This window comes from Kribbella sp. NBC_01245 (genome assembly GCF_036226525.1).
Taxonomy (GTDB): Bacteria; Actinomycetota; Actinomycetes; order Propionibacteriales; family Kribbellaceae; genus Kribbella.
This window is the reverse complement of the sequence record NZ_CP108487.1, coordinates 901,125-924,579: the sequence shown is the minus strand read 5'-3', so window position 1 is coordinate 924,579 and position 23,455 is coordinate 901,125. Positions and strand designations below refer to the sequence as shown.

The 23,455-nt window shown below is 67.9% G+C and carries 24 protein-coding genes; 8 read left to right on the top strand and 16 right to left on the bottom strand.

Annotated features, from left to right (window positions below):
* Positions 1-152 precede the first annotated feature (152 nt).
* Positions 153-482, bottom strand: a complete 330-nt coding sequence (locus tag OG394_RS03935; RefSeq protein WP_328993457.1) for a cupin domain-containing protein — start codon at positions 480-482, stop codon at positions 153-155.
* A gap of 91 nt (positions 483-573) precedes the next feature.
* Between OG394_RS03935 and OG394_RS03930 the strand changes: the two genes are divergently transcribed.
* Positions 574-954, top strand: a complete 381-nt coding sequence (locus OG394_RS03930; RefSeq protein WP_328993456.1) for a VOC family protein — start codon at positions 574-576, stop codon at positions 952-954.
* A 64-nt stretch (positions 955-1,018) separates the two neighbouring features.
* Entirely contained in the window at positions 1,019-1,627 is a 609-nt protein-coding gene (locus OG394_RS03925; RefSeq protein ID WP_328993455.1) for a TetR/AcrR family transcriptional regulator, read from the top strand.
* Positions 1,628-1,630: 3 nt separating this feature from the next.
* Here the strand turns inward: OG394_RS03925 and OG394_RS03920 are convergent, their stop codons facing one another.
* On the bottom strand, positions 1,631-1,990 hold the full coding sequence (locus tag OG394_RS03920; RefSeq protein ID WP_328993454.1) for a DUF4345 domain-containing protein: 360 nt from the start codon (positions 1,988-1,990) through the stop codon (positions 1,631-1,633).
* Positions 1,991-2,070: 80 nt separating this feature from the next.
* Between OG394_RS03920 and OG394_RS03915 the strand changes: the two genes are divergently transcribed.
* Both OG394_RS03915 and OG394_RS03910 read left to right on the top strand, forming a co-directional pair.
* Positions 2,071-2,292 carry a hypothetical protein gene (locus OG394_RS03915; RefSeq protein WP_328993453.1) on the top strand — a complete coding sequence of 74 codons (222 nt, stop codon included), beginning with the start codon at positions 2,071-2,073 and terminating at the stop codon, positions 2,290-2,292.
* 4 nt (positions 2,293-2,296) lie between these two features.
* On the top strand, positions 2,297-4,180 hold the full coding sequence (locus tag OG394_RS03910; protein WP_328993452.1) for a hypothetical protein: 1,884 nt from the start codon (positions 2,297-2,299) through the stop codon (positions 4,178-4,180).
* Positions 4,181-4,531: 351 nt separating this feature from the next.
* Here the strand turns inward: OG394_RS03910 and OG394_RS03905 are convergent, their stop codons facing one another.
* The 3 genes from OG394_RS03905 to OG394_RS03895 all read right to left on the bottom strand — a co-directional run bounded on the left by OG394_RS03905 (position 4,532) and on the right by OG394_RS03895 (position 6,206).
* The gene (locus OG394_RS03905; protein WP_328993451.1) at positions 4,532-4,888 is read right to left on the bottom strand and encodes a hypothetical protein; all 357 of its coding nucleotides are present in this window, start codon (positions 4,886-4,888) and stop codon (positions 4,532-4,534) included.
* Positions 4,889-4,929: 41 nt separating this feature from the next.
* Positions 4,930-5,268, bottom strand: a complete 339-nt coding sequence (locus OG394_RS03900) for a hypothetical protein (protein WP_328993450.1) — start codon at positions 5,266-5,268, stop codon at positions 4,930-4,932.
* A gap of 101 nt (positions 5,269-5,369) precedes the next feature.
* Positions 5,370-6,206 (bottom strand): DUF6597 domain-containing transcriptional factor, encoded by an 837-nt coding sequence (locus OG394_RS03895; RefSeq protein WP_328993449.1) that lies wholly within the window; start codon positions 6,204-6,206, stop codon positions 5,370-5,372.
* Between the two features lie 135 nt (positions 6,207-6,341).
* On the opposite strand from OG394_RS03895, the gene OG394_RS03890 reads away from it, so the two are divergent.
* Positions 6,342-6,803 (top strand): GNAT family N-acetyltransferase, encoded by a 462-nt coding sequence (locus OG394_RS03890; protein ID WP_328993448.1) that lies wholly within the window; start codon positions 6,342-6,344, stop codon positions 6,801-6,803.
* A 19-nt stretch (positions 6,804-6,822) separates the two neighbouring features.
* On the opposite strand, the gene OG394_RS03885 is transcribed toward OG394_RS03890, so the two are convergent.
* The 9 genes from OG394_RS03885 to OG394_RS03845 form a co-directional block, all read right to left on the bottom strand.
* Complete coding sequence (locus OG394_RS03885) at positions 6,823-7,785, bottom strand: GNAT family N-acetyltransferase (RefSeq protein ID WP_328993446.1); 963 nt, start codon at positions 7,783-7,785, stop codon at positions 6,823-6,825.
* Complete coding sequence (locus tag OG394_RS03880) at positions 7,782-8,180, bottom strand: hypothetical protein (protein ID WP_328993444.1); 399 nt, start codon at positions 8,178-8,180, stop codon at positions 7,782-7,784. Before OG394_RS03880 ends, OG394_RS03885 begins: the two co-directional genes overlap by 4 nt.
* A gap of 143 nt (positions 8,181-8,323) precedes the next feature.
* On the bottom strand, positions 8,324-9,088 hold the full coding sequence (locus OG394_RS03875; RefSeq protein WP_328993443.1) for a hypothetical protein: 765 nt from the start codon (positions 9,086-9,088) through the stop codon (positions 8,324-8,326).
* A 13-nt stretch (positions 9,089-9,101) separates the two neighbouring features.
* A complete protein-coding gene (locus OG394_RS03870; RefSeq protein ID WP_328993442.1) occupies positions 9,102-9,452 on the bottom strand; it encodes an STAS domain-containing protein in 351 nt (116 codons plus the stop codon).
* On the bottom strand, positions 9,445-9,810 hold the full coding sequence (locus tag OG394_RS03865) for an STAS domain-containing protein (RefSeq protein ID WP_328993441.1): 366 nt from the start codon (positions 9,808-9,810) through the stop codon (positions 9,445-9,447). The genes OG394_RS03870 and OG394_RS03865 overlap by 8 nt, the downstream gene beginning before the upstream one ends.
* The gene (locus OG394_RS03860; RefSeq protein WP_328993440.1) at positions 9,797-11,440 is read right to left on the bottom strand and encodes an ATP-binding SpoIIE family protein phosphatase; all 1,644 of its coding nucleotides are present in this window, start codon (positions 11,438-11,440) and stop codon (positions 9,797-9,799) included. The genes OG394_RS03865 and OG394_RS03860 overlap by 14 nt, the downstream gene beginning before the upstream one ends.
* A 12-nt stretch (positions 11,441-11,452) precedes the next feature.
* Positions 11,453-12,649 carry a hypothetical protein gene (locus tag OG394_RS03855; RefSeq protein ID WP_328993439.1) on the bottom strand — a complete coding sequence of 399 codons (1,197 nt, stop codon included), beginning with the start codon at positions 12,647-12,649 and terminating at the stop codon, positions 11,453-11,455.
* Positions 12,646-13,839 (bottom strand): hypothetical protein, encoded by a 1,194-nt coding sequence (locus OG394_RS03850; RefSeq protein ID WP_328993437.1) that lies wholly within the window; start codon positions 13,837-13,839, stop codon positions 12,646-12,648. The genes OG394_RS03855 and OG394_RS03850 overlap by 4 nt, the downstream gene beginning before the upstream one ends.
* Positions 13,836-15,035, bottom strand: a complete 1,200-nt coding sequence (locus OG394_RS03845; protein ID WP_328993436.1) for a hypothetical protein — start codon at positions 15,033-15,035, stop codon at positions 13,836-13,838. Before OG394_RS03845 ends, OG394_RS03850 begins: the two co-directional genes overlap by 4 nt.
* A gap of 144 nt (positions 15,036-15,179) precedes the next feature.
* Here OG394_RS03845 and OG394_RS03840 point away from each other — a divergent pair, with 144 nt between their 5' ends.
* Positions 15,180-17,936 carry an ATP-binding protein gene (locus tag OG394_RS03840; RefSeq protein WP_328993435.1) on the top strand — a complete coding sequence of 919 codons (2,757 nt, stop codon included), beginning with the start codon at positions 15,180-15,182 and terminating at the stop codon, positions 17,934-17,936.
* An 18-nt stretch (positions 17,937-17,954) separates the two neighbouring features.
* Here OG394_RS03840 and OG394_RS03835 read toward each other — a convergent pair whose 3' ends face one another.
* The gene (locus OG394_RS03835; RefSeq protein WP_328993434.1) at positions 17,955-18,986 is read right to left on the bottom strand and encodes a LacI family DNA-binding transcriptional regulator; all 1,032 of its coding nucleotides are present in this window, start codon (positions 18,984-18,986) and stop codon (positions 17,955-17,957) included.
* 13 nt (positions 18,987-18,999) lie between these two features.
* A complete protein-coding gene (locus OG394_RS03830) occupies positions 19,000-20,781 on the bottom strand; it encodes a glycoside hydrolase family 36 protein (RefSeq protein WP_328993433.1) in 1,782 nt (593 codons plus the stop codon).
* A gap of 134 nt (positions 20,782-20,915) precedes the next feature.
* Between OG394_RS03830 and OG394_RS03825 the strand changes: the two genes are divergently transcribed.
* Both OG394_RS03825 and OG394_RS03820 read left to right on the top strand, forming a co-directional pair.
* Entirely contained in the window at positions 20,916-22,193 is a 1,278-nt protein-coding gene (locus OG394_RS03825) for a hypothetical protein (protein ID WP_328993432.1), read from the top strand.
* On the top strand, positions 22,190-23,449 hold the full coding sequence (locus OG394_RS03820) for an extracellular solute-binding protein (RefSeq protein ID WP_328993431.1): 1,260 nt from the start codon (positions 22,190-22,192) through the stop codon (positions 23,447-23,449). The genes OG394_RS03825 and OG394_RS03820 overlap by 4 nt, the downstream gene beginning before the upstream one ends.
* Positions 23,450-23,455 lie beyond the last annotated feature (6 nt).

Genomic DNA, 23,455 nt, shown 5'->3' with positions numbered 1-23,455 from the left:
CGCAGCCGCGACAACGCCCACCTCGGCACCCCACCGCCCCGCTGCGGCTGGGACCGCGTCGGCTGAGCTGTCCCGTCGCCGTATCTCTGGCAGCACCCATCGGTTCAGCAGGAACACCGCAGGGTCAAGCCATCACAGCGGCAGGCCAACGGTCAGTGCAATGCGACTGTGAGCAGCAGGACAGACGGCTCCAGCGCTTCGACCTCGTGACGCTGCGGCGGCACCGCGACCAGGTCACCCGGGCCCAGCTCGACCTCGGCGTCACCGGCATGGACCAGGATGCGACCCTGCAGGCAGAGCACCGACGCGTCCCCAGGACTCTTGTGCTCACCCATCACCCGCCCCGCGGCGAGCGCCGTCAGCGTCTGCCGGAGCCGGGCGCCGGTCCTGCTGTAGACCGTCACCGAGCTGCGCCCGCTCTCAGCAGACGCCGCGTTGGCAAGCAGGTCAGCCGCCAGTTCGTTGATCGACGCAACATCCATCAGTCGATCATCGCACGACGCCGGGATGGTTCAGGGTATGGACGTTCGGCGGTCCCGCGGAGCACAGTCGGAATTGGTGAAAGGAGTCGCCATGAAGATCCGCACCACATACCTGGACCATGTCGTCCTCTCTGTCTCCGACGTCGACGCGAGCGCCCGGTGGTGGTCCGAGCTGACCGGCTCACGGACAACGCACGACTACGAGGGCGAGGTCTCTCTCCTCGTCGGCGGACAGGCCATCCGGCTGCGCCAAGGGACACCGGCGCCGACTGGTTCGGTGAGCATCTGCCTGATCGCGGACGCATCGATCCACGAGCTGTACGACCGAGCCGACGAGTTGCACGCCGTACACGGCTCGGTCCATCCACGCACCGCGGCCACCGCACCGGCCCAAGCCATCACCCTCGTAGACCCCGACGGCTACCACGTGGAACTCGCCACCTACACCCCCGAAGGCGCGCCCATCCCATAGCCCGCCGGCCGATCGCGCCCACGCTCGGCAATACTTCTTGCAACGGTTCTCAGAGAGGCGACGGGTGGATCCGCGGGCGGAACGAACGATCGACGCATTGCTCCGCAGCGCGGAACAACTGTTCACCGCACGGGCAGTGGCGGACGTGACCGTCGAAGAGATCGCGGCGACCGCGGGCGTGGCGGTCGGCTCGGTGTACAACCACTTCGGCTCGAAAGCCGGACTGCACGCGGCACTGATCGAACGCGCCATCGACAGCGACCGGCGTTTCATGGACCTCGCGTACGTCGACGGACGCAGCCCGACCGAACAGCTCTACGCGGCCGCCGAGGAATATCTGGCCTTCTACCTGGCGAACCCCGAGTACTTCCGCATGCTGGCGTTCCCCACTGATCCGGGTGCCTACCAGGCCGGGCGTGAGCTCGCCGACCGGCTCGCAGCCTCGGTCGACGAGCAGAACACGCGGATGGTCGAGGCGATCAAGCGCGGCATCGACGCCGGGGCGATCCGCGCCGTCGATGCCGACGAGGTGGCGACTGTCCTGTGGGCCACCTGGAACGGGATTATCAGTCTCGCCTGGCGGCCGGATCGCTTGCGCCGTACTGACGAAGAGCTCGCCCGACTGCTCCGGGTAGCGACGGAGGCTTTTGCCCACGGACTACTGGTCGACTGACAATTAGTCGACCGCGAGCCACAGTGCCACGGCCAGCACCAGCTCGGCCCAGAAGTAGAACCAGGTCGGATAGAAGGCGGCCGGCCGGTCGAACACTCGACCGACCAATCGCCCGGCCGCCATCCCGGCCAGCGCAACCGCCACCGCGATCACTGCACCCCGGCGAATCTCGGCGTCGATCGCCGCGACGACGAGCAGCCCGGCGAAAGCCAGCCCGAAACCGCCGTACACCGCGCGCACTTCGGTGCGTGCGTGGGCCCCGGTCACCTGGATCCCGAACGGCCGGACCAGCGCAGCGGGTGCGACGAGCCCGTAGACCCCCATGCCGGAGAAGAACACCGCCGCCGTGACTATTGCAATCATTGCAACAGATTACTCGTCCGGCCTGAGGGTTGAGGTCTACCGCGCGGGTCAGGACCCCGCGACGTCCTACCATCACGAAGATGCGCTATACGAACGAGCAGGACCGCTATGACGCGATCCGGGTGAGCACGCTTGCCAAGTTGAGGCCGCGGCGGGTGGACCTGACCGCACTCGGCGGCGAGGCGCTGGTGCGCAAGCTGACCGAGGAAGCACTCGCCGAGTACTACGACGACCAGATCGCGGCGAACTACGCCTGGGACTTCGTCGAGCGCGAGATCCGTCGGGCGATCGACGAGGCGTGACTCGTTGCCCGCCCAACGCCGTAACGAGACGGGGCCTGAGGACGCGGTCATCGCGGGGATCCTCGGTCAGCATGAAACGGCCGCGGAGCGACTCGCGGCGCTCGAACGCAGTACGGCGCCCGAGCTCGCGTACGGCTTGCATGCGCGAATCGACGAAGAAGCCGAAATCACCACCATGGCGAGCTATCTCCAGGCGAAGAAGCGCAGTTGGCGCGCAGAGCTGGCGAGCCGCAATGCGGGCAACGCGCCGAACCGGGACTCGTGGGAGCTCTTCCAGCACGAGATGGGCGAAGTAACACCGGGGGTCGAGGCCAACCAACCGGTGTGGTTCCTGCAATCGAACGGCTACGCGGTCACCGGCACGAACCGGGCTGAGCTCGACGCCATCGGGGCCGCGCGCGAGCATCCGCCGCCGGACGACCCCCAGCAGCTGTTCGGTATGACCTACCAGCGCGACACGATGTACGCGATGCTGTCCGACGGCGCGATCTCACGGCATGTGGGCAGCTTTGACGCCGAAACGTCGGCGGACGCGACGGCTGATTGGGTCAATCACGTTGTCCGGGTGCACTCGGAGGGCGACGAGCTACGGCTGAGAGTCGACGCCGTGGCCGATGGCGGTGCCGGAAACGTGACGATGCGTGGGACGGTGCTCGAGGGGCCGGTCGGCAATCGCGGGTTCGCCGTCGGCTCGACGATCGAGCTCCACAAGGACCAATCGACCGGTGCGATGACCATCCACGACACCGATTCCGGGACGCGAGATCACCTCGCGAACGGAGCATGGACGGCGACGCTCGAGACCTTCGCCTACCACCAGGGACGTACACGGGTGAACGAAGGCGTCGGCATGCACCTGCCGGGCGCCGGTGCTCCCGAGAAACGCAACCGCGGGAAAAGCCTGGCCGTGAACGATGAACTGTTCGAACGTATCCGGGACCTCTACAACAACGCGGAAGCGCCCGAACGCGGTTATGGGCAGACGTTGGGCCCGGCGCGGACACGCCTGAACGTCAGCGAGACCCGGTGGGACGTGAACGTGCCGCCGTACCGCAGGCTCGGTGGCGACGCGATGTTCACCGAAGCCGCGCATCCGGCACCCGAGCCGTACAACGGCAAGCTGCCGCCACCGAGTACGGTCGATGTCAGCAATATCGACTGGTATTACAACCTCTCGAATGCGATGCCGGATCGGTTCGTCGGCGGTCGGTCGAGCAGTTCGGCCTGCTATATGACGGCGACGACGATGCTTCATCACGAAGGCCGGCTGTCGTTCGAGGAGGCCTCGGATGTGATGGCGTTCGCGGTCGCGGACATGGTGGTGAGCGGTGAGCACAGCCTGCCCGAGTGCATGACCAGCATCGTGATGGCCGCCGGCAGCTCGCAGCCTTGGCAGGACACGCCGCTCAACCTCTCGGCGGAGACCCCGCCGCTGACTGCATGGATGCATCTCGTCAGCCCTGCGATAAGGGAGGAGATGGCGACTGACGCCCGCACGGCGCTGCGGCAGTTGGTCTCGAACCCGACGCCTGATCTGAAGCTGGTCAAGGGGCTGACGATGCTGCTGAAGACGACAGCGGAGTTCGAGCGGTCGCAGCCCGCGCCCGACAGCGGTGAACGTATCTCCGCGGCGATCAACGGGGTGAACCCGGCGGTGAGCAGCGAGGTTCCGAAGGCTCAATCAGGTTTGACCGGGGACCCGACGCAGCCCGGGGCGCGCCAAGCGACGCGGGAAAGCACCGAACTGGCGGCAGCAATGAGGGCTGGGCTCAACCCCACGCCCGCGTCGGCTCAACGCATCTCGGACGGTGCCGGCGACCAGAATCTACGCCACCGCCCGACCGGCGCCGGACGAGACGCCGACCGGGGCACCGACCGAGACAGGTAGGCGCAAAGCGTGAGGACGTCAGCGTCTGGGCGAGGGGGCAGGCAGCGTTCGTGAGGGCGGGGTGACTGAGTCGCGGATGACTACTGAGGTGCCGAGGGTGGTGATTGGGCGCTGGTGGGCAAAGGGGTCGGCGTTCTTGTCGAGCCCGGACAGGCCGGCGCGCCCGCCGCGACGATGTCGTTGGCCGCGAAGACGGATCAGTGCCGGGTCGACCTCGAGACCACGAGCCGCGGCAGACGATGTCCACACTTTCGCCAAAAATCGTTGCCCACGCGGCCGCGCAGGCACGTCATAGATCTTGGCCTCCGGTGGCAGTCGGTCGGCGTCGAGGGTTCGGTTCTGGATCAGCGCTTAATCCTGCGGCACTTCCTGGACGAACAGGATTTTGTTGCCTGCGGGGTCGATCGCTTCCGCTGTCTTGATGAAGCCGTAGTCGTTGACCTCGCCCACGGCTACGTCAGCGGCTGCGCATGTGGAGAGCTGGGTGTCGATGTCCACGACGCCGACGACAACGGTCGTACGGCCGGCGGACTCGGGATTGACGGATACCTGGATCCAAGCGTTCTCGGCCAGCTGCCACTCGGCGATATCGTCCATAGGCTTGACGTCGGGACCACGCCCGATCCACTTCTGGTACCAGGTAACGGCCTCCGCGTGGTCGGTGACAGGCAGCACGCCCACCACATTCGCAAAGTTCGATGCAGACATTGAACGGTGCTCCATTCGATTCGGTGTTGGCGTTGGCGCCGTCACTTCGGCAGCCTCAGAACGGGATCAATCGCGCCGGGGGCCACACCCACCAGGTGCCATTCGACGACTTCCGGAACGTAGTACCGGTCGAGAACCAACGGGTCCTTGTGAGCCCAGGTCTCCGCTTCCTGCCGCGTCGCCGTATGGAGCAGGTAGGCCGCTTCCGCACCTGCGACGGGGCTCCCGAATTCGCCTCCGAGCAGAACCACGTCGAGCTCCGTCATCGTGTCGATGAACGCGACGTGCGCGCTCCATGGCGGCTCGGCCGCGTCCCGGCTGGGCGCTGGGTGCAGCAGGACCAGAAAGTACGCCACCGTTGGGACGTCTTCGCTATCCATCGGGACAACGTTGTTTGCCAAAGGAAAGTCCTCCGTCCGACGTGAACGTCTTCACGGTAAGGACGGCGAGGGCTCGCGTCTTGGAAAAAATCCGCCGTCGCTCAGTCGGCCAGGGCGAGGATCTCCGGATACGGGGTGGCGGCTAGGAACTGGCTGGGAGACATCCCCGCGAACTCCCTGAATTCCAGGTTCATGTGCGAGTGGTCGTAGTAGCCGTACGCGATCGCTGTCTGGCTCAACGGATCAACCGCGGTAGAAAGCGCGGCCGCCAGCTCGCGGAACCGGACGATTCGGGCGAAGAGCTTGGGCTTCACGCCGACTTGCTCCTCGAACAAGCTGGCGAAACGTTTCGGAGAGGCGTCGATCTGCCCGACGATGTTCCTTATCGGTACCTTCCCGCCGGCGCTCTCGATCTCGGAGACGGCGTAGGCGACACGCGGATCGGTACTGGTGTCTCCTGCGAACCGATCCGTGATCCACCGGCCCAGAAGCCGTAAGCGCTCTTCATCGGAGCCCGCATCGTCGAGGCGCTCGGTGAGGCGACGCGCCTCGCTGCCGATGATGTCCTGCAGATCGACCGCGGTCCCGGTCAGCTCGTGCAGCGGAATGCCGAAGAGGGCGAAAGCCCCTGCGGGCCTTAGGCGTACGCCGATCACGCGCGACGTCGCGGGTGTCTCGATCACGAGCGGTGCCACGATGAGCCCCGTGAGGCAGGATGACGGACACGCGCCCGCGGGCTGGCCCTCGACGACGCGGAACGGCGCGTCCAACTGCACGATCAGATCGAGCTCGCCCGTCGGGTAGAAACGCTCCCGGCGACTGAGCTTCCCGTCGAACATCCAGATGGACTCGACCAGGCCCGCGAGCGCGCTCGGCCGGCCGGCAAGCTGCGTCCACGTGCCCAGCTCGGACTCTTCGCGCCAGGAGACGAGGTCCATACGGCGAGGCTACCGCGTGCTCCAGCACCATATCGTCGGCATATCGAAAACCACATACGTGCTGGTAGCACCGCGCTGCCTTGACTGAAGGCGTGCCCTAAGCGAACCAGCACGAACACCGACAGGTTGCAGAATATGAAGATCCGACCGGTACGCCGTGCCGACACCTCGGCCGTCACCGAGCTATTGGACCAGCTGGGCTATCCACAAGACGACCACGCGGCGACGGCAAACCGAATCCAGACCTTTGCCGACGATCCGTCCAGCGCGGCATATGTGGCCGAGGCCGGCGACGAGCTACTCGGGGTCATCGCCGTACACGTCGGCCCGTTCTTCGAACGTGACGGCTCCTGGGGCCGGATCGTAGCCCTGGTTGTCTCCGATCGAGCACGCGGCCGCGGCGTCGGCTCCCAACTTGTCGCGGCCGCGGAATCCTTCGCTGCCACACGCGGCTGCCGCCGCATGGAGGTCACCAGCAACGACCGTCGGCAAGACGCCCACGAGTTCTACCAGCGCCGCGGATACACCACCCAAGCAGGCACATCGTCCCGGTTCCTGCGAGACCTAGGCAGTCCCCCGTCGGCGTCTGCCGGGTAGTCGACGAGGGTGCGGCGGCCTAGGTGGTGGGGAGGACGCGGCGTAGGCCGTCGAAGATTAGGACGGGGTTCATGCCGGCGGAGAGGTAGAGGCCGAGGGCCGGGGTTGGGTTGTTCGTGTCGACGTTCAGGATCGTGCCTGCCCGGCCAGCCGCCGCGTCGATGGCGAAGGCGTCGTGCAGGAGGAACTTCGCGAGTCCTTGCCCGCGGAACTCCTCGATGACGCAGAGCGTGCCGATGTGGCCGCAGTTCTCCCCCTCGACGAACTCGTCGCCGCACGTGCGGACCGCGACCCCTCGCCCGTCCACCTCGAGCAAGGTGAGCTGGGACCAGTCGAAGGCGGACTTGGCCTCGAGGCACGCGACCCACTCGTCGTGCGGGCGGGCGACAAACCCGAACTGGCCGCGGAAGCTCTCGATGATGACCTCGTGCGCAGCCCAGCGAGCGGCGTCGTCGAAGGCACCACGTCGTACGACGACGCCCGCGGGGACCTTCGGAACGGCGGTGCCTGCGGTGTGGTCGATCCGCATCCGGTGGTACGTCGTACCAGTCACGAAGTCGTGAGCGAAGAACAGCGCACGGAGTGGTTCGTCAGCACGGTAGACGCAGGAGTCGACGGTGATCTCCCCATGGCCGCGCTCGCGTCCCATCTCGCGTGCCCGGCGCATCGCCTCATCGAACAGCCACTCGGCCACTACCGGGTCCTGCGACGCCACTTCCACCTCGACCACCTGCCGGTCGCCCTTGCCGAACGCGGTTGCATAGCCGACTGGCAGGCCGTCGTCCGTGAGCACGAGCCAGCCGTCGGTACCGCGATCGAAGCCCGGCTCGACAATGCACTCGGCGATGGGTTCGAGCGCGCAGTCGGCGACCCCGATCACCGCCGTGTTGTAGGCCGAGAGCAGGCCGAAGATCGCCTCGGCATCACCAGGCTCGGGCGGGCGGACGGTGTAGTGGTCCGGAAGTCTGACGGCAGTCTTCACGACTCGGTCCGTCGGTGATCCGCAGGTGCCGGCGCGGCGTTGCAGCTCACCCGGAAACGGCGATCGGCGACGTACTCCCCGACGTCGTTCAAGACCTCGGTCAGATAGCTGCCATCCGGGACGCCGTGAAACTCAACGCTGTCAGTACCTCTGGGCAACAACATCACCGGCAGGGCCTCCTGGTATTCGCCCGCAGACAACCTGACCTCGAAGTGCAGGGCCGTCCGGCTGCGGTTGCGCAGCGTGATAACGACGATTGCGCCCGACTCGTGGCACCTGACCCGCGGCCTCTTCAGAAGAGGCGGCCGGACCTTGAGAGATGACTTGACCGAGACGTGCCCGGCCTTGTGCGCCGACGCGGGCGTACTACCCACGACGACCACACCTGTCGCCATCAATACGACAGCTGCGAGACCTGCGATTGCGGTGCGGATAGGTCGGCGGAGATGGACAGAACCAGTGCTGTGAAAGGAATTCACGTTGCCCCCTTGGACACCTGCTAGATGCGCCCAAGGCGAACAAAGTTGTCGACCGCGGGTCAGGCAGCTGGTCGCTGGCGGTGGGCGAGGCCTCGGGCGCCGCGGACGGGGGCTTCCAGCATGTAGATCGTTGAGCGGATCACCGAGGAGTGCCACACGTTGCGCCACTTCGACCACTGGCGTCTCTTGTCCACGCAGACGATCTTGGTGTCGACGGCCGCGTCCGGATGGCCGAAGTGTGCGGCCAGGTTGCCGAGGGTCTGGCTCCAGAAGCGGTCCTCCTCGCGATGGCCACCCATCATGAGCGCCAGCTCGAAAATCGGGTCCGAAGCGCGCATGAGAACCTGCGCCTGCACCACGGTCGTGTCGCCCTGCTGCGATGCGCTGAACGTGATCCAGCCGGCGAACATGTGCCCCTGTGGAGTCATCAACGTGAATGACTCCTCGTCGGCGTACAGCACCATCACGCCGGTCGACAGCGTGGTGCCGCCGGGCAGCCGCAGGTTGAGGAGAGCGACGTCACCGGGTTCGATGCCGGTGAGCGGTGCGTAGAAGTGGTTGCCGGCCGGCCAGAACTCGCCGAAGTCCTTGCGCCAGGTGGCGATGAGATCGGTCGGCGTGACGCGCTCGGACGGCAGCCGCAGCAGGTAGGTCTTCTGCCACATCTTGCCGAAGCCCTGGATCGGGCTGGTGAGCTGGCGGCCGTCCACGTTGAGGTTCATGGCACCTTCGGGCACCTGCGAGACCTTCAACCGGGAGACCATTTTCGCCCAGTTGGCCGCGTCGCGGTTGGCCGCGTCGGGCTTGTCGTTGTTGTCGGTCATGGCGTGCGCTCCCCTAGGCCGCGCCGGCCGCAGCCAGCGCATCTTGCTCGGTGTCGTGGATGCCGATCGCCTCGTCGAGGCGGGTCAGCTCGAAGATCTGGCTGTAGTGCTCGGACAGGCCGTACGCCAACAGCCGTTGCGAATGCCGCCGGACGCGCACCAGCAGAGTGACCAGCAGTCCGATGCCGCCACTGTTCATGTACGACAGTCCCGTGAAGTTGAGGATCACCGCCGTGACTTTGCCGGCGCTCTCGTAGGCGTTCATGAGCACGTCCTCCGACCCCGCCGTGACGTCGCCTTGGATGTCGACGATGCCGACGCTTCCTTCCCGCCGTACGTCGAATGTCGCTGTTGCCTCAGCCATTTCCGTCCCCTCCCACGCCTTGTACGGCGCTGTCCTCGTCGGTGTTGATCGCCATGAAGTCGGCCAGCCGGGTGATCTCGAAGATCTCGCGGTAGTGGTCGGTAAGGCCGTACGCCCGGATCGGGATGCCGTGTGCCCGCGCACTGGCGAGCAGGCCGACCACGAGAGCGATACCGGTCGAGTTGATGTAGCCGGTCTTCTCGAAGCTGAGCACCACGGCGTCGGGTCGCACCTCCGTCGCCGCGGTCCAGGCCTCGTCCAGCGCGCGCTCGGCCGCGGCGTTGAGGTCACCGACCAGTTCGATGATCGCTACGCCATCCCGCCGGCGTACGTGTGCGAGCGCGTCACGTGTCGTCATCGTCGCCTTCTTCCTTCAGCTCCGGTTCGAGATGCAGCTCCGGTTCGAGATGCGGCTCCGGTTCGAGATGCATGACGAGCTCGACGGTGTGGCGTTCCCCGTCGGCGGTCTCGCGCGCCTCGTCGACCATGTTCTTGATCAGGAACAGACCCCACCCGCGAGGCCGTTGGAGGCCTGCCAGCTTCGCCTGCAGGTCGGGCACTTCGGCCTGGCCAGGCGCCGACCGGGTGCCACCGAGGTCGGCGACCTCGACGCGGATCCGGCCGGGGTCGGCGTACACCCGAACCGTGACCGGACGGTCGGCGCGGTAGGAGTTGCCGTGCTCCATCGCGTTCATCGTGGCCTCGGCGACCGCGGTCTCGAGGCGGCGGAGCCGGGCGGGTGCGAGGCCGAGCGGAGCGACCGTGGCGGCCACTCGTTCGAGAGCGAGCCGTTCGTTGCCCTGGACACTCGGCACCTCGAACTCGACGAGCAGCTCCCCCATCACTTGCTCCCGCTGCACTACGACCATGGTGATGTCGTCCTCCTGCTCGGCGTCCGGTCCGGTGTGGGCGTGCAGGTCCGCGAGCACCAGGTCGATCAGCTCGCCGCCACCCGGGTACCGCGCGACCAGTTCCTTGAGGCGCGGGAACCCGAACATCTGTCCCTGTGGGTCGTGTGCCTCGACGATGCCGTCGGAGTGCAGCAGCAACGAGTCCCCGGGGGCGAGCAGCGTCTCGCGCTCCTCGTACTTCATCCCGCTCATCAGCCCCAGCGGCATGCCGCGGGCGCGCAGCTCGACCGAGCCAAGGGCCGTCTTGACGTACGGCAGATCGTGCCCGGCATTGGCGAACCGGAAGTGGCCAGTGGTCGGGTCGAGAACGCCGTACAGGCAGGTGACGAACATCTTCTCGGGCATGTCCGGGCAGAGGTGCTCGTTGACCCGCTCGAGCACCGCGCCGGGTTCGACCAGCCGTTGCGCGGCGGCGCGCAGCACGCTGCGGGTGGCGGCCATGACCAGCGCCGCCGGTACGCCCTTGTCGGTGACATCGCCGATGACGAGGCCGATCTGGCCGTCGTCCAGCGGGATCACGTCGTAGAAGTCGCCGCCCACCTCGCGGGCCGGTTGGTAGCAGGCCGCGACCTGCCAGCCGGGCAAGTCGGGAAGCTCTTTGGGCAAGAAGTTCTGCTGGATCAGCCGGGCAACCTCGAGCTCTTGCTCGAACCGCTGGCGGGTACGGGCCTCGGCCTCTTGCTGGCGGACCAGTTGGCCGACCCGCAAGGCCGGCGCGGCCTGCGCGGCGAGGTTGTCGAGCAGTTTGCGGTCGTCGCTGGAGTACTCCTGCTCGGACCGGCGCGGGCCGAGGTTGAGTACGCCAATCAGCTCGCCCTGGCTCACCAGCGGTACGGCGAGCTTGACGCCCGCGGCCTTCAGCTCTTCCAGGGCAGGCGAGTCAAGCTCCAACGCCTCCACGTCCACCGCGCCGCTCGCGCTCTGGAGGTATGCCAGCAGCGGGTCGTTGGCCGCGATGTCGACCGGCGTCACCTCGTCGCCCGGGACCGGTCGCACCTGGTCGTCGGGCACTGGCTGGCCTTCCCCGGCGGCTGTTCGCCTGCGGAGTCGGCGGAAGGTGCTGCTCAATGCGACCATCACAAGCCCTTTCTACTGATGCCTCGTCCGGGAATCGTTACGGTCATCGGTCCGCAGCCACAGCGAGACGTGGGTCGGCTGCATGGTTTCGTGTACGACGTTGCGCAGGTCGATCGCCAATGCCTGCAAGTCGAGTTCATGGCGCAGCCGTACGCCGAACGCGGCGAGCGTCTGAGCCGCGTCGTACCTGCGCCGGAAGAAGCGCCGGTCGACCCCCGCCTGGATCCGCGCCCGCAGCGGCCGGAACAACCCCGCGACCGCCAGCGTCGACACCGCCACGGCCGGCCCCGAGCCTTGCGTCACCGGACGCAACAGCAGTTGAAGCAGCAGCACGCTGCCCAGGTATCCGGCGGCCAGCGTGACGGTCAGGGCGCCGTACACGATGGTGCGGTTGATCACGACGTCGACGTCGTAGAGGCGATGGCGCAGGATGCCGATACCTGTAGCTACGGGTAGACCGAGGATGCTGAGCAGGATCGCGGCGTTGGCCACCGGGGGCGTCAGCAGCTCATAGGCGGCGGTGCCGATCGCGATCGTCGCGGCGGCCAGCGCACCGGCCCAGACCAGCCACTTGATCTGCTGCCGCTGCTCGTAGCCGGCTCTGCGGAACCGCAGGATCAACGACACCGATGAGGCCACGAGGAGGCCTAGCACCGTCATCGCGGACACACCCTCGCCGATGGTTTGTACAGCGCTGTCGACCGCGTACGGGTTCGTCAGGGTCGGGAAGTCCTCGAGCGCGCCCGGCTTGGCGGCGCTTGCAAGGAAGAGTCCGGTGATACCGAGCAAACCGCACCAGGCCACCGGTCGCCACCGTCTGGAGAGCAGCCGGCCGTCCGGGAACAGCAACGGCAGGTACGCCGCCGGCACCAGGACGGCCGGAATCCATGAAACAGTCGCGTACGACGCGGCCACCTCGGCCATGGAGCCGGCCGAACCTGCCCCGGCCTGTCGGTAGTCGGCGTACCCCCTGGCCAAGGCACTGAGGCCGTTGGCCACCGCGGACGCACAGAAGATCCAGCCGATCGGATTACGCGGATGCCGTCGCGCGATCAGGATCCCGACAATGCAGAACACCAGCACCATCACGACATTCAGCCCTGTCCGGCCCAACCCGATCGTCCCGGCAGCAGCAGTCAGACCGATCGCGAGCGCGGTGAGCGCCACAGCCACGCCGCCGAGAATCCAGGCAAGGCCCCGGGCACTCACCGGTCCGCCCTCCGCAGCCACAACGACACATGAGCCGGCTGCATGGTGTCGCGCACCACCTCTTGCAGGTCGTTGCCTAGGGCATCGATGTCGAGTTGGTCCCGCAACCGCGAGCCGAACGCCTCCAGGGTCCGGGCGGCGTCGTACCGGCGGCGGAAGAACCGCCGATCCACCAGCAGCTGGATCCGGCGCCGCGCCGGGCGGAATAACGCAGCCACCGCGAGCGTGGACATCGCCACCGCCAGATCCGACCCCTGCGTCAACGGGTTCAGCACCAGTTGGAGGAGCAGCACGCTGCCGAGGTACGACGCACCCAGCGTCAAGGTCAGAGCGCCGTACACGAGGGTCCGGTTGATGACGACGTTGATGTCGTACAGCTGATGACGCAGAATCGCGATGCCAATGGCCGACGGCAGGCCGACCAGGACCAGGGCGACGAGTGACCACCAGGCGGTCAGGGCGAGTGCGTTCAGCCAGGGACCGCCGCCATCGCCGCCGAGCACGCTCACCAGCACGAGAACGACGAACGGTACGAGCGCCACCGCGCCGACAAAGGCGAACCACGTGACCTGCTGACGCTCACGACCACGCGATCGCCGCAGGCGCAAGACCAGACAGAGGACGCCGAGAGCGAGTGTCGCGGCGGCGAGCACATTGCCCGCGCCGGACAGCCAGGGCAGCGCACGGCCAACCGGTCCCCCTACGCCGAGCGGGTTGCGGATCGGGCGGTTCGCGGGGATGTCGAGAACACCCGGGGCGAAGGCGGTGCCGACGACCGTGGCCGCGACAGCGCTCACGCCGAGCCAGACGACTGCCCGCCACCGGCGCGACAGCACCCGGCCCGCCGGGAACACCAGCGGGAGGAACAGCGCGGGCAGATAGAGCCATACGAACAACAACCAACTGTTGAGCCACCCCGCGAACGCCGCACCGGGCAACGACCCCCGGCTGACGTACACGGTCATGAAGGTGTCCAGGCCCAGGGCGACAGCGGATACGAGCAGCAGCCAACCCACCGCGTTCGTGGGGTGCCGTGACGCGACCAGCGCACCGACGAGGGCGAAGCCGATCCCGATCGCGACCAGCGAGTCGGACGCGTTGCCGTGCCGAACCGCAACGAGGACAGGCGTCGCCAGGGCCAGCCCGACGAAGAGCCCGAACAGGCTCCACGCCAGCCAGCGGGCCCTCATCGATCGGCCTTTCGCAGCCACAGCGACACGTTGGCCGGCTGCATGGTGTCGCGCACGACGGCCAGTAGGTCGTTGCCGAGGGCATCGATATCCAGTTGGTCCCGCAACCGGGTGCCGAACGCCTCCAGGGTCCGCGCCGCGTCGTACCGGCGCCGGAAGAATCGCCGGTCGACCATCGCCTGGATCCGGGACCGCACCGGGCGGAACAGCGCCGCCACCAGGAGTGTCGACACCGCCACCGCAAGACCCGATCCTTGCGTCACCGGGCTCAGTACCAACTGCAGCAACAAGACGCTGCCGACGTACGCCGCACCCAGCGTCACGGTCAGAGCGCCGTACACCAGCGTCCGGTTGATGACGACGTCGATGTCGTACAGGCGATACCGCAGGATCGCGACACCGACGGCCACCGGGATGGCCAGCAGCACCGCCGCGAAGGCCAGTTCGGAGACCGGGATGCTGCCGACCGTCAGGTTGGTGCTCTGCAGCGCCGTAGTGACTGGAATGGACAGCATCAGCATGGCCGCGAGGTAGAACAGCCAGGAGATCTGCAGTCGCTCCACCCCTCGCGATCGTCGGAAGCGACCTGCCAGAGCGACAATCCCGAAGAGCAGCGCGACGCCCAGCGCCGGTGCGGCGAGATCGCCGATCGCCGGCAGGACGGGGATCGATACCGGGACCGGGTTCGAGACCGTCGGGAAGTAGTACAGCGGCCCTGGCGACAGCAACGTCCCGACGACGTAGGCCACCACATCTACGACCACTGCCCACACAAGCCATCGCCATCTCCGCGACGGCACGCGCCCGGTTGGAAAAGAGACGAAAACCAGCACCGTGGTCGCCGCGACAGCGGGCCAGATCACGGCATCGGCGACCAGGCCGGCCCAGGCGCCGCCAGGCACAGTGCCCGGCGCGCGCAGCAGGGCGTAGGCGCCGTACTCGAGCAAGGCCTGCGCGACGGTGTTGCCCAGACCGGTGGCAAGGAACAGCCAGCCGATCGCGTTGTCCGGTTGCCGTGCGGCGATCATCGCGCCGACCGTGGGAAAGCCGAGGATGGCGACGTCGATGACGGCATCCAGGGAGCCGTACGAACCCGCCGGCCGGGCGGGGCCGTTGATGACGAAGAGTACGAGCGCGACTGCGGTGAGCACGACGCACAATCCCCACACCGACCAAGCCAGCCGGGCAGCACTCATTCGGACCCTCACTTGCCCCCTCCCCCCTGCTGGCATGGAACGGCTGATTCCCCAATGGACGACACGCTCGCAGTCACCCGTGCAAGAATCGTTACGGTTTCGGTGCGCGGTCCGCCGCGCAGCCGGCGCACGGGCGGGGGTGTCGTGATCGAGGTCAGCCTGTTGGGTCCGCCTCGGGTCGAGCGGGCGGGAACGCTGGTCGCGTTCGACACCCGCAAGGCGGTGGCGCTGCTCGCCCATCTGGCGCTGGCCGACCGGCCGCGCCCGCGGGATGCGCTGGCTGATCTGCTCTGGCCGGACAACGACATCGAGCACGCCCGCGGTGCGCTCCGGCGGACCTTGTCCTCGCTGCGCACCGCGATCGGGCCTGACTCGTTGGAGACCACCCGCGATCACGTGCGCCTGATCAAAAGCGAGGGTCTGTACGTCGATGTCGACGCCTTTCGGTCCCTAGTGGCCGACGGCGACTTGGACACCGCTGTCGGTCTGTTCCGGGGCGAATTCCTGGAGGGGTTCGGGCTGCGGGATGCCCCGGACTTCGAGGATTGGGCACGTAACCAGGCCGACATTCTGCGCCGCGAGTTGACGGGCGCGCTGGCACGACTGGCGGCCGGGTTGGAGGAGGCCGGCGACTATTCGGCCGCGCTTGTGCACGTACGGAGGTGGCTGGCGCTCGACCCGCTGCACGAGCCGGCCCATCGCGCGCTCATCCGGCTGTACGCGCTCACCGGGGATCGGGCCGCGGCGCTGGTCCAGTACCGCCAGTGCGTCCGCACGCTCTCCCGCGAGCTGGGGGTTTCGCCGCTGCCGGAGACCACTGAGCTGTACGAGGCCGTCAACACGGGCACGCTGGTTGCCGCCTCGTCACCGCATGTTGCAGAGCCTGCGGAGGCTTCGGTGGTTATGCCGTTTGTCGGACGGAGCGGCGACCTCCGTGCCGTCCGCGCGGTCTACGACGCGATCGATCACGACGGCCGGCTGGTCGTGGTCGAAGGCGAGGCCGGTATCGGCAAGACCCGCCTGGTCGAGGAGTTGCTCGTCGACCTGCGCAAGAACGGCGCCGCCGCACTGGCCGGCCGGGCGTACGAGGACGAGGCCGCGTTGGCGTACGCGCCACTGGTCGACGCATTGCGGGCCCGGCTCCGCGAGGACGCGCGCTGGGTGGACGCCGTACCGGCCCAGACGATCGCCGAGCTGTCCCGGCTGCTGCCGGAAATCGCTGATGCCCGCCCCGAACCTCAGACCGAAGGACCGGGTGCCGAAGCCAGGTTCCTGGCCGCCCTCTGGGACACCCTCGCGGCGGCGGTGTCCGGGCCGGTCCCCGGCGTGATCCACCTCGACAACGCGCACTGGCTGGACGAGGCGTCCTTGGTCCTCCTCAGGTACGGCCTCCGCCGGCTCGCGGGCCGCCCACTGCTGATCACCCTCACCTGGCGAACTCCCGCCGATCACCCGGTCGGCAGTGTCGTGGCGGAGGTCGCGCGAGGCGGTGGCGCCGTACGGCGGCTCGAGCGGTTGGACGTGGACGCGATAGCCGAGCTGCTCGCCACCGCGCGTCCCTCGATGGACCCCGAGCTGGCGCGCAGGTTGTACGACGAGACGGAGGGCGTGCCGCTACTGGTCGTCGAATACCTCAACGCGCTCACCACCGGTGCCGAGGAGAACTGGCCGGTGCCGACCGGCGTCAACGACCTCCTGCGCGCACGCCTCGACAGGGCCAGCGACACCGGCAGGCAGGTACTGGCCGCCGCGGCAGTCCTCGGGCGGTCGTTCGACGTCGACACGGTCCGTGCGGTCAGCGGGCGCACTGACGAGGAGACCGTCGCCTCGCTGGAGGAGCTGGTACGCCGCGGGCTGGTCCGCGAAGGCGCCCACGACTACGACTTCGTCCACGACCAACTGCGAAGGCTCGTATCCGACGACACCAGCCTCGCCCGGCGCCGGCTGCTGCACGCTCGCGCGGCCCGTGCCGTCCACGGCCCGGCAGCGGTCATCGCACACCACCTCCAACTCGCCGGCCAGGACCAGGAGGCCGCGCAGGCCTACGCTGCCGCCGCCGACCAAGCCCGCAAGGTCTACGCCAACGCTGAGGCCCTCGAACACCTCCACGCTGCGCTGGCGCTCGGGTACGACAATCCGTCCACGCTGCACGCCTCGATCGGAGACCTCGAGACGCTCGCCGGGGACTACGCCGCCGCGGTGCGCAGCTACGAACTGGCGGCCGCCGACGCGACTGCCGCCAACCTGCCCGGTATCGAACACCGGCTCGGGCGCCTGCGTCACCGGCGCGGTGAGTGGGCACTCGCGGAGGCCCATTTCCGCGCCGCCTTGGAAACCCTGCCGGCCGACCAGCCCGCCGAGCACGCCCGTGTCACCGCCGACCTGAGCCTTGCCCACCACGAGGCCGGCGACACGGCAGGCGCGACGGAACTCGCCCGCCAGGCGCTCGCGTTCGCCACCGAGTCCGGCGATCGACGAGCCCTCGGCCAGGCACACAACATGCTCGGCATGCTCGCGACCGCCGACGGCCGCATCGACGACGCCGTCCGGCATCTCAGCACCGGCCACGACCTCGCGGAACAGATCGGCGACCTGCCCGGCCGTGTCGCCGCCCTGAACAACCTCGCCCTCGCCCATCGCGCCCAGGGAGAACTCGAACCCGCGCTCGCCCTGGCCAACACCGCGCTCGCCCTCTGCACCGAGGAAGGCGACCGCCACCGCGAGGCCGCGTTGCACAACAACCTCGCCGACCTGCACCACGCCCTGGGCCACCCCGACGCCACGATGCGACACCTCAAAGCAGCCGTCGCCCTCTTCGCCGAAGTAGGCGACCCCCACGGCACAAAACTCGACCCCACTGACGAACTCCGCCCCGAGGTATGGAAACTCGTCCGCTGGTAAGTCCCCGTCTCGATTCGGTCAGGCGCTGGAGCGGACCATGAGGTCAGCGGTGACGAGCTGACCGGGCTGGTCAGCCTCCCCGTCGATCTCCCGCAGAGCGCGATCGAACAGGCAGCGCGCGATGTCCGGCAGCGGAATGCGAGCGGTCGTCAACGGGGTGTCGAGCATGCTCGCGAACGGGAAGTCGTTGAAGCCGGTGACCGCGACGTCCTGCCCGACCGTGATTCCGCGCCGCTGCAATGCCCGGATCGCCATCACCGCGAACGCGTCGTTGTCCGCCACGAACACGTCCGGCCGGTCCGCGCCGTCCATCGCCGCCGCGACGAACGCCCCGACCGCGTCGAGATCGTCGAAGGACCGCGACACCTGGTGCGAGTCGAATTCCCGCAGGAAACCCTCATGCCGCTGGTGCACCCACGGCAGGCTGCTCTTCGTCCCCAGGTAGACCGCGCGCGACCGCCCGGTCGACCGCAGGTAGGAACCGATCGCGGCCATCGACTGCACGTTGTCCACGTCGACCCAGCACTGCCGCTGCTCAGGACCCGTCCGCCCGAAGGCCACGAACGGGAACCCCTTCGTGCTGAGGAACTCGATTCGCGCGTCCAGCGGCATCGTCTCCAGAACGACGATCGCATCCACCTGCCGTGCCGCGATCAATTGCTCGTACAGGGCGATCTCGGTCTTGCCCTCGGTCGGTGTCGTCACGTGCACGCCGTACCCGCCCACGGCAGCGGCCTTCACCAGGCCGCTGAGCAGGCCGTGCATGAATCCGCCCAGCCCCGGGTTCTGTTCGTTCACCAAGTCGTCGTCCAGATACAGCGGCAGGCCGATCACCTGGCTGCGCCCGGACGACAGCGCGCGGGCCGCATGGTTCGGCGTATATCCGAGCTCGTCGATCGCGGCCTTCACCACGCGCACCGTATGGTCGCTGACCCGGTGCGGTGCGTTGAGCACGTTCGACACCGTCATCGCGGACACGCCGGCCTTCCGGGCCACGTCGGCCACCGTGGTCCGGCGATGGACCAGCGTCTTCTTCCGCTCGGTCGCCATTCAGCCCCCTTCGTCAGGCTCGCACTTCGACAGGCGCGATCCGGGCCACTCCGCCCACCGGTACGTCGATCGCCCACAACCCCTCGGGTGGAGTGACCATGGTCCTTGACAACTCTGTTCCAGAGCAGTCCGACACTAGGAGTTCGACGGGTTCAGCACCCGCTCCGTCGAGCAGGATCATCGGTTCGTTGCCGCCGTTGATCAGCAGGACGACCTCGGCCGAAGCAGCGAGGCGGACGATCGGGTTGGAGTACACCGCGACGATCGTCTCGGTGCGGGAGATCGCAGCGACCTGCGTGTACCGCGCGTCCGGGCGGACCGGTACCAGCTCGCCGTGCAGCAAGGTCTCCGCGTGGTCGTGCAGGAAGCCGAGCCAGAACCGCACCACCCGGTCGTGCTCGGGTGACAACGAGTCGAGCTCGACCGATACCTGCGCCGTACTGAAGAGCGCGCCGATGAACTGCTCCGCGACGGCTTCCGGCGCGGCGGCCGGATGCCACATCAGCATGTCGGAATGGACCGCGCGGTCGCCGGCGAGCAACCTCGCGTCGACCGTGCGAACCCTGTTCTCCACCGGGTCCATCGCACAGTCGCCGGCGCGCAGAAAGGTGCCGAACTTCCACAGTCGTGGGTTCACGTAGTCCTGCCGGAACTCGATCAGCAGATCCGATCGCAGGCGTCGCAGCTCCGCGGTGACCGCGGCCAGGACGAGCTCGACTCCTTCGTCGACCGTCTCGCAGTCGGCGCCGGGTGCGGGTCGGGGGTCGGGCCAGGCCCAGGTGTCGATGAAGTCGATCTTCAGCCCGTCAACGCCCCAGTCGCGCACCGGGCGCACGCAGCACTCGACGATGTGCTCACGCACCTCTGGGTAACGCGGGTCGAGCACCGACGCGCTCAGCCCGTCGACGTAGCCGAGGACGCGGTCCTCGAACCGCTCCCACGCCTTCGAGTTCCGGCCGATCAGCGGAGGCGCGATCCACAGCACGTAGTCCACCCCGATGGCATGCACACGTCGCACGTGCTCCGCCATGTCCGGGAAGGTGCTGCTGGTCGGCTCCCAGTCGCCGCAGTGCGCGTAGCCGCGGGCCGTGTCCTGGGTCTGCCAACCGTCGTCGACGATCACCGCCCGGCAACCGAACTGCGCGCCCGCGGCGGCGTGCCGCTCGACCGACTGGGCGGACACGTGCTGGTGATCGGAGTACCAGGTCGAGTACATCGTTTGCCGGGCGAGCTCTGGCACCGGTGCGATCCGGTCGCCCAGCTCGGCGGCCCAGGCATCGGTGACACCACGCAGGGCGGCCGCGAAGTGCAGCCCGCGCAGGTCGATCCGGAGCGTGAACCGGTAGACCCCGTCGACCGGCTCGACGTCGTCGACGCTGAGCTGCACCAACTGCTCGGCACTCTCCTCGTTCACCCCGACGGCGAAGTCGCAGCCGCGCACGCTCGAGGAGAGTGAGACCGTCAACGGACTGAGGCCGTCGGCACGGACCAGCGAGGCGACCGGGGCGGACCGGACCGACCGGATGTCGCGGTGTGATCCCCAGTCGGTCGGCAGGTTGCGGCGCGATGCCTGGGTCGCTTCCCACAGTGTCACTGCCGCCTCGACCGGCCACGTCCAGCGGATCCGCGCCGGCTCGGCCCGCGGGCTGGCGATGGCGAACTCGATCAGCTGCACTCCGGGCGCCGGCTCGGGCAGCTCCGTCACTGTCACGCCGGCCGAGACTTCGGCGATCCGGGTGGTCCCGCCGTCGGGCGAGCGGACCTCGAAGCCGGCCGGTGGCAGTGCTGACGTCATGCGCTACTCCTGTCTTGGCGCTCCCTGACATTGCTGACTATAGCGGTAAAATTTGATCCGGAGAAGCTATTGACGAATTCCGGTCGGCTGCCTAGTTTTACCGCTATTATCCGAATCTCCGAAAAGGGGCGGCAATGGCCGAGCTGACCGTCACGTCGGACCGCCGATACGTCGAGGATGCTTTCGCCTGGGCGCGTTCGCGAGCGCTGGCGTGGGTCCAGACGAACGCCGAGGCGGGCAACCTGCCGTCGTACTGGGCGGGCTACCCGTCCCGGCCGATGTTCTACTCGCGCGACGTCTGCCACCAGGCCGTCGGCGCGCACCTGCTCGGCCTCGACGCAGAGAACTTCGCGATGCTGCGCCACTTCGCCGGGTCCGCCACCGCGGCGCGGAAGTGGTACCCGCTGTGGGCGTTCCACTTCGACGGCGGCATCGCCGAGCTCGACTACCACGATGACGACCACTTCGTGCGGGAGATCCCCGCCGTGTTCGACCTGACCTGGCGCGCGCTGGAGCAGTACAGCTGGACCGGCGACCGGCGCTGGCTCGACGACCCCGATCTGGCCGCCTACTACCGGCGGTCGGTGGAGGACTTCGTTATCGCTCATGACAGTGACGGGGACGGCATCCCCGAAGCGCCCGGCACGGGCGACATCTTCGTCGGCTCCGCAACCTACAACGAACAGGACGCGGAGCACCCGCTGATCGTCGCCGGCGACGGCATCGCCTTGCAGTACGCCGCCCTGACCGCGCTTGCCGAACTGTCTGGGGACCCGTACCAGGAGCGCGCCGAGCGGATCCAGCAGCAGTTCCTGTCGACCTGGTGGGATGAGTCGCTCGGTCGCTTCGCCCGCGGCCGAACCAGCGACCACGGCCTCGACTTCGGCTGGGGTCTGGAGTCGACCTGGATCGTGCCGATGACCGGACTGAGTGGGCAGGGGCAGCGCAACGAGCTGTTCCTGGACTTCATCGAGCAGCAGCTGGAGCTGTCGCCGCCGAAGAACATCGAGGCGTTCAGTTACCTGCCGGAGGTGTTCTTCCGGCACGGCCGCGACGAGTCGGCCTGGCGCTGGCTGCGGCACCTGATCGACAGCCGCGACGACTACCCGGAGATCTCCTTCACCGTGGTGCACCACCTGGTGGCGGGTCTGCTCGGCCTGCGGCCGGACGCGGCATCGGCGTCCCTGACCATCGATTCCCACCTGCCGGACGACGTCGGCCGGCTGACCGCCGACCACGTCCGGGTCGGCGAGTGGGACCTACGTATCGCCCAAGAAGGACGGCACACGACACACATCACCGTGCACAGCGGACCGGGGCCGCTGACGGTGACCGTCGGACCAGCCGGTTCCTGGACCCTCGCACCCGGCGACTCCGCCCGGGTGACCACTGAGACGAAGGACCTCTCATGAAGTTTCGTAACCGCTTGCTCCCGGTCGGGGCCGGGCTCGCCGCACTCCTTCTCGCCGCCGGCTGCGCGACTGGCAGTCAGCCCGCCGCCAATACCGGCGCCGGCGACAACGGCGACATCAGTTTCTCGTTCTGGGGCACCAACTCCGAGGCGGCCTCGCTGAAGGCCATCGCGGCCGCCTTCGAGCAGGCCAACCCCGGCACCAAGGTCACCACGAACTGGATCCAGTCCGACTACGAGCAGAAGCTCCAGACCTCGATCGCTGCCGGCACGCAGTCCACCGTGATGGAGATCAGCAACACCAGCCTGGCCGGCTTCGCGCCCAGCTTCACCGAGCAGCAGGTCGACGCCGGCAAGTTCGTCCAGCCGAACATCGCCGAGGCGCTCAAGTACGACGGCAAGTACTACGCCATGCCCTTCACCGCCAAGCCGAAGGTGATGGCCATCAACGTGGACGCGTTCAAGGCGGCCGGGCTGCCGCTACCGAGTCCGACGACTCCCCTGACGCTGGAGGAGTTCCGGACCATCGTGGCGAAGCTGTCGCACGGCGAAGGCAAGAAGCGTGTCTTCGGCACCAGCAACCTCTGGTTCAAAGGCTGGCTGACCGCGGCCGGCGGCGGCTTCTACAACGCTGACGCGACGGCCTGTACGTTCGGCGACGCGCGGGGCGTGGCGACCGCGCAGTACATCGTCGACCTGCAGAAGGACCGGTACGCGCCGACCACGCTGGACATCGAGGGTCAGGACCAGGCGCAGTGGTTCGCAGCCGGGCGGCTCGGCACCTTCAGCGACTTCGGGCCGTGGACCGTCGCCGACTTCGCCAAGATCAGCAAGCCGGACTGGACGCTGGTCCCCGTGCCGGGCAAGGGATTCCCGATGGAGGTCGGCGGCCTGGCGATCGCGAAGAACGCGAGCGGCAAGCGACTGGAGACGGCCAAGAAGTTCGTCGAGTTCGCGAGTACGCAGCAGGTGGCTCAGGACTTGCTGATCCAGGGCAACACCGCGCTCGGCGTACCGATCATCGCCGCCTCCACTCCGACGCTGGAGAAGGTGCTGCCGAAGGAGCGCAACCTGGCCGCCTTCACCACCGCGATGAAGACCGGCGTGGTAGCCCCGTCGGTGCCGCGCGAGGCCCAGATCTCCGGCGACGCTGACAAGGGCATCACCAGCTACACGCCGCTGGGCAGCGGCAAGGACGACGTGGCGAAGGTGCTCCCCGGTCTCAATGACAAGTGCACCGCAGCGCTGAAGCAGTGAGGTAGA

What these genes read in the sequence shown, in the direction of transcription:
- OG394_RS03935 (WP_328993457.1), bottom strand. Translation starts at nt 482, where the DNA reads ATGGATGTTGCGTCGATCAACGAACTGGCGGCTGACCTGCTTGCCAAC.
- OG394_RS03930 (WP_328993456.1), top strand. Translation starts at nt 574, where the DNA reads ATGAAGATCCGCACCACATACCTGGACCATGTCGTCCTCTCTGTCTCC.
- OG394_RS03920 (WP_328993454.1), bottom strand. Translation starts at nt 1,990, where the DNA reads ATGATTGCAATAGTCACGGCGGCGGTGTTCTTCTCCGGCATGGGGGTC.
- OG394_RS03915 (WP_328993453.1), top strand. Translation starts at nt 2,071, where the DNA reads ATGCGCTATACGAACGAGCAGGACCGCTATGACGCGATCCGGGTGAGC.
- OG394_RS03905 (WP_328993451.1), bottom strand. Translation starts at nt 4,888, where the DNA reads ATGTCTGCATCGAACTTTGCGAATGTGGTGGGCGTGCTGCCTGTCACC.
- OG394_RS03900 (WP_328993450.1), bottom strand. Translation starts at nt 5,268, where the DNA reads ATGGATAGCGAAGACGTCCCAACGGTGGCGTACTTTCTGGTCCTGCTG.
- OG394_RS03895 (WP_328993449.1), bottom strand. Translation starts at nt 6,206, where the DNA reads ATGGACCTCGTCTCCTGGCGCGAAGAGTCCGAGCTGGGCACGTGGACG.
- OG394_RS03890 (WP_328993448.1), top strand. Translation starts at nt 6,342, where the DNA reads ATGAAGATCCGACCGGTACGCCGTGCCGACACCTCGGCCGTCACCGAG.
- OG394_RS03880 (WP_328993444.1), bottom strand. Translation starts at nt 8,180, where the DNA reads ATGGCGACAGGTGTGGTCGTCGTGGGTAGTACGCCCGCGTCGGCGCAC.
- OG394_RS03875 (WP_328993443.1), bottom strand. Translation starts at nt 9,088, where the DNA reads ATGACCGACAACAACGACAAGCCCGACGCGGCCAACCGCGACGCGGCC.
- OG394_RS03870 (WP_328993442.1), bottom strand. Translation starts at nt 9,452, where the DNA reads ATGGCTGAGGCAACAGCGACATTCGACGTACGGCGGGAAGGAAGCGTC.
- OG394_RS03865 (WP_328993441.1), bottom strand. Translation starts at nt 9,810, where the DNA reads ATGACGACACGTGACGCGCTCGCACACGTACGCCGGCGGGATGGCGTA.
- OG394_RS03860 (WP_328993440.1), bottom strand. Translation starts at nt 11,440, where the DNA reads ATGGTCGCATTGAGCAGCACCTTCCGCCGACTCCGCAGGCGAACAGCC.
- OG394_RS03850 (WP_328993437.1), bottom strand. Translation starts at nt 13,839, where the DNA reads ATGAGGGCCCGCTGGCTGGCGTGGAGCCTGTTCGGGCTCTTCGTCGGG.
- OG394_RS03845 (WP_328993436.1), bottom strand. Translation starts at nt 15,035, where the DNA reads ATGAGTGCTGCCCGGCTGGCTTGGTCGGTGTGGGGATTGTGCGTCGTG.
- OG394_RS03835 (WP_328993434.1), bottom strand. Translation starts at nt 18,986, where the DNA reads ATGGCGACCGAGCGGAAGAAGACGCTGGTCCATCGCCGGACCACGGTG.
- OG394_RS03830 (WP_328993433.1), bottom strand. Translation starts at nt 20,781, where the DNA reads ATGACGTCAGCACTGCCACCGGCCGGCTTCGAGGTCCGCTCGCCCGAC.
- OG394_RS03825 (WP_328993432.1), top strand. Translation starts at nt 20,916, where the DNA reads ATGGCCGAGCTGACCGTCACGTCGGACCGCCGATACGTCGAGGATGCT.
- OG394_RS03820 (WP_328993431.1), top strand. Translation starts at nt 22,190, where the DNA reads ATGAAGTTTCGTAACCGCTTGCTCCCGGTCGGGGCCGGGCTCGCCGCA.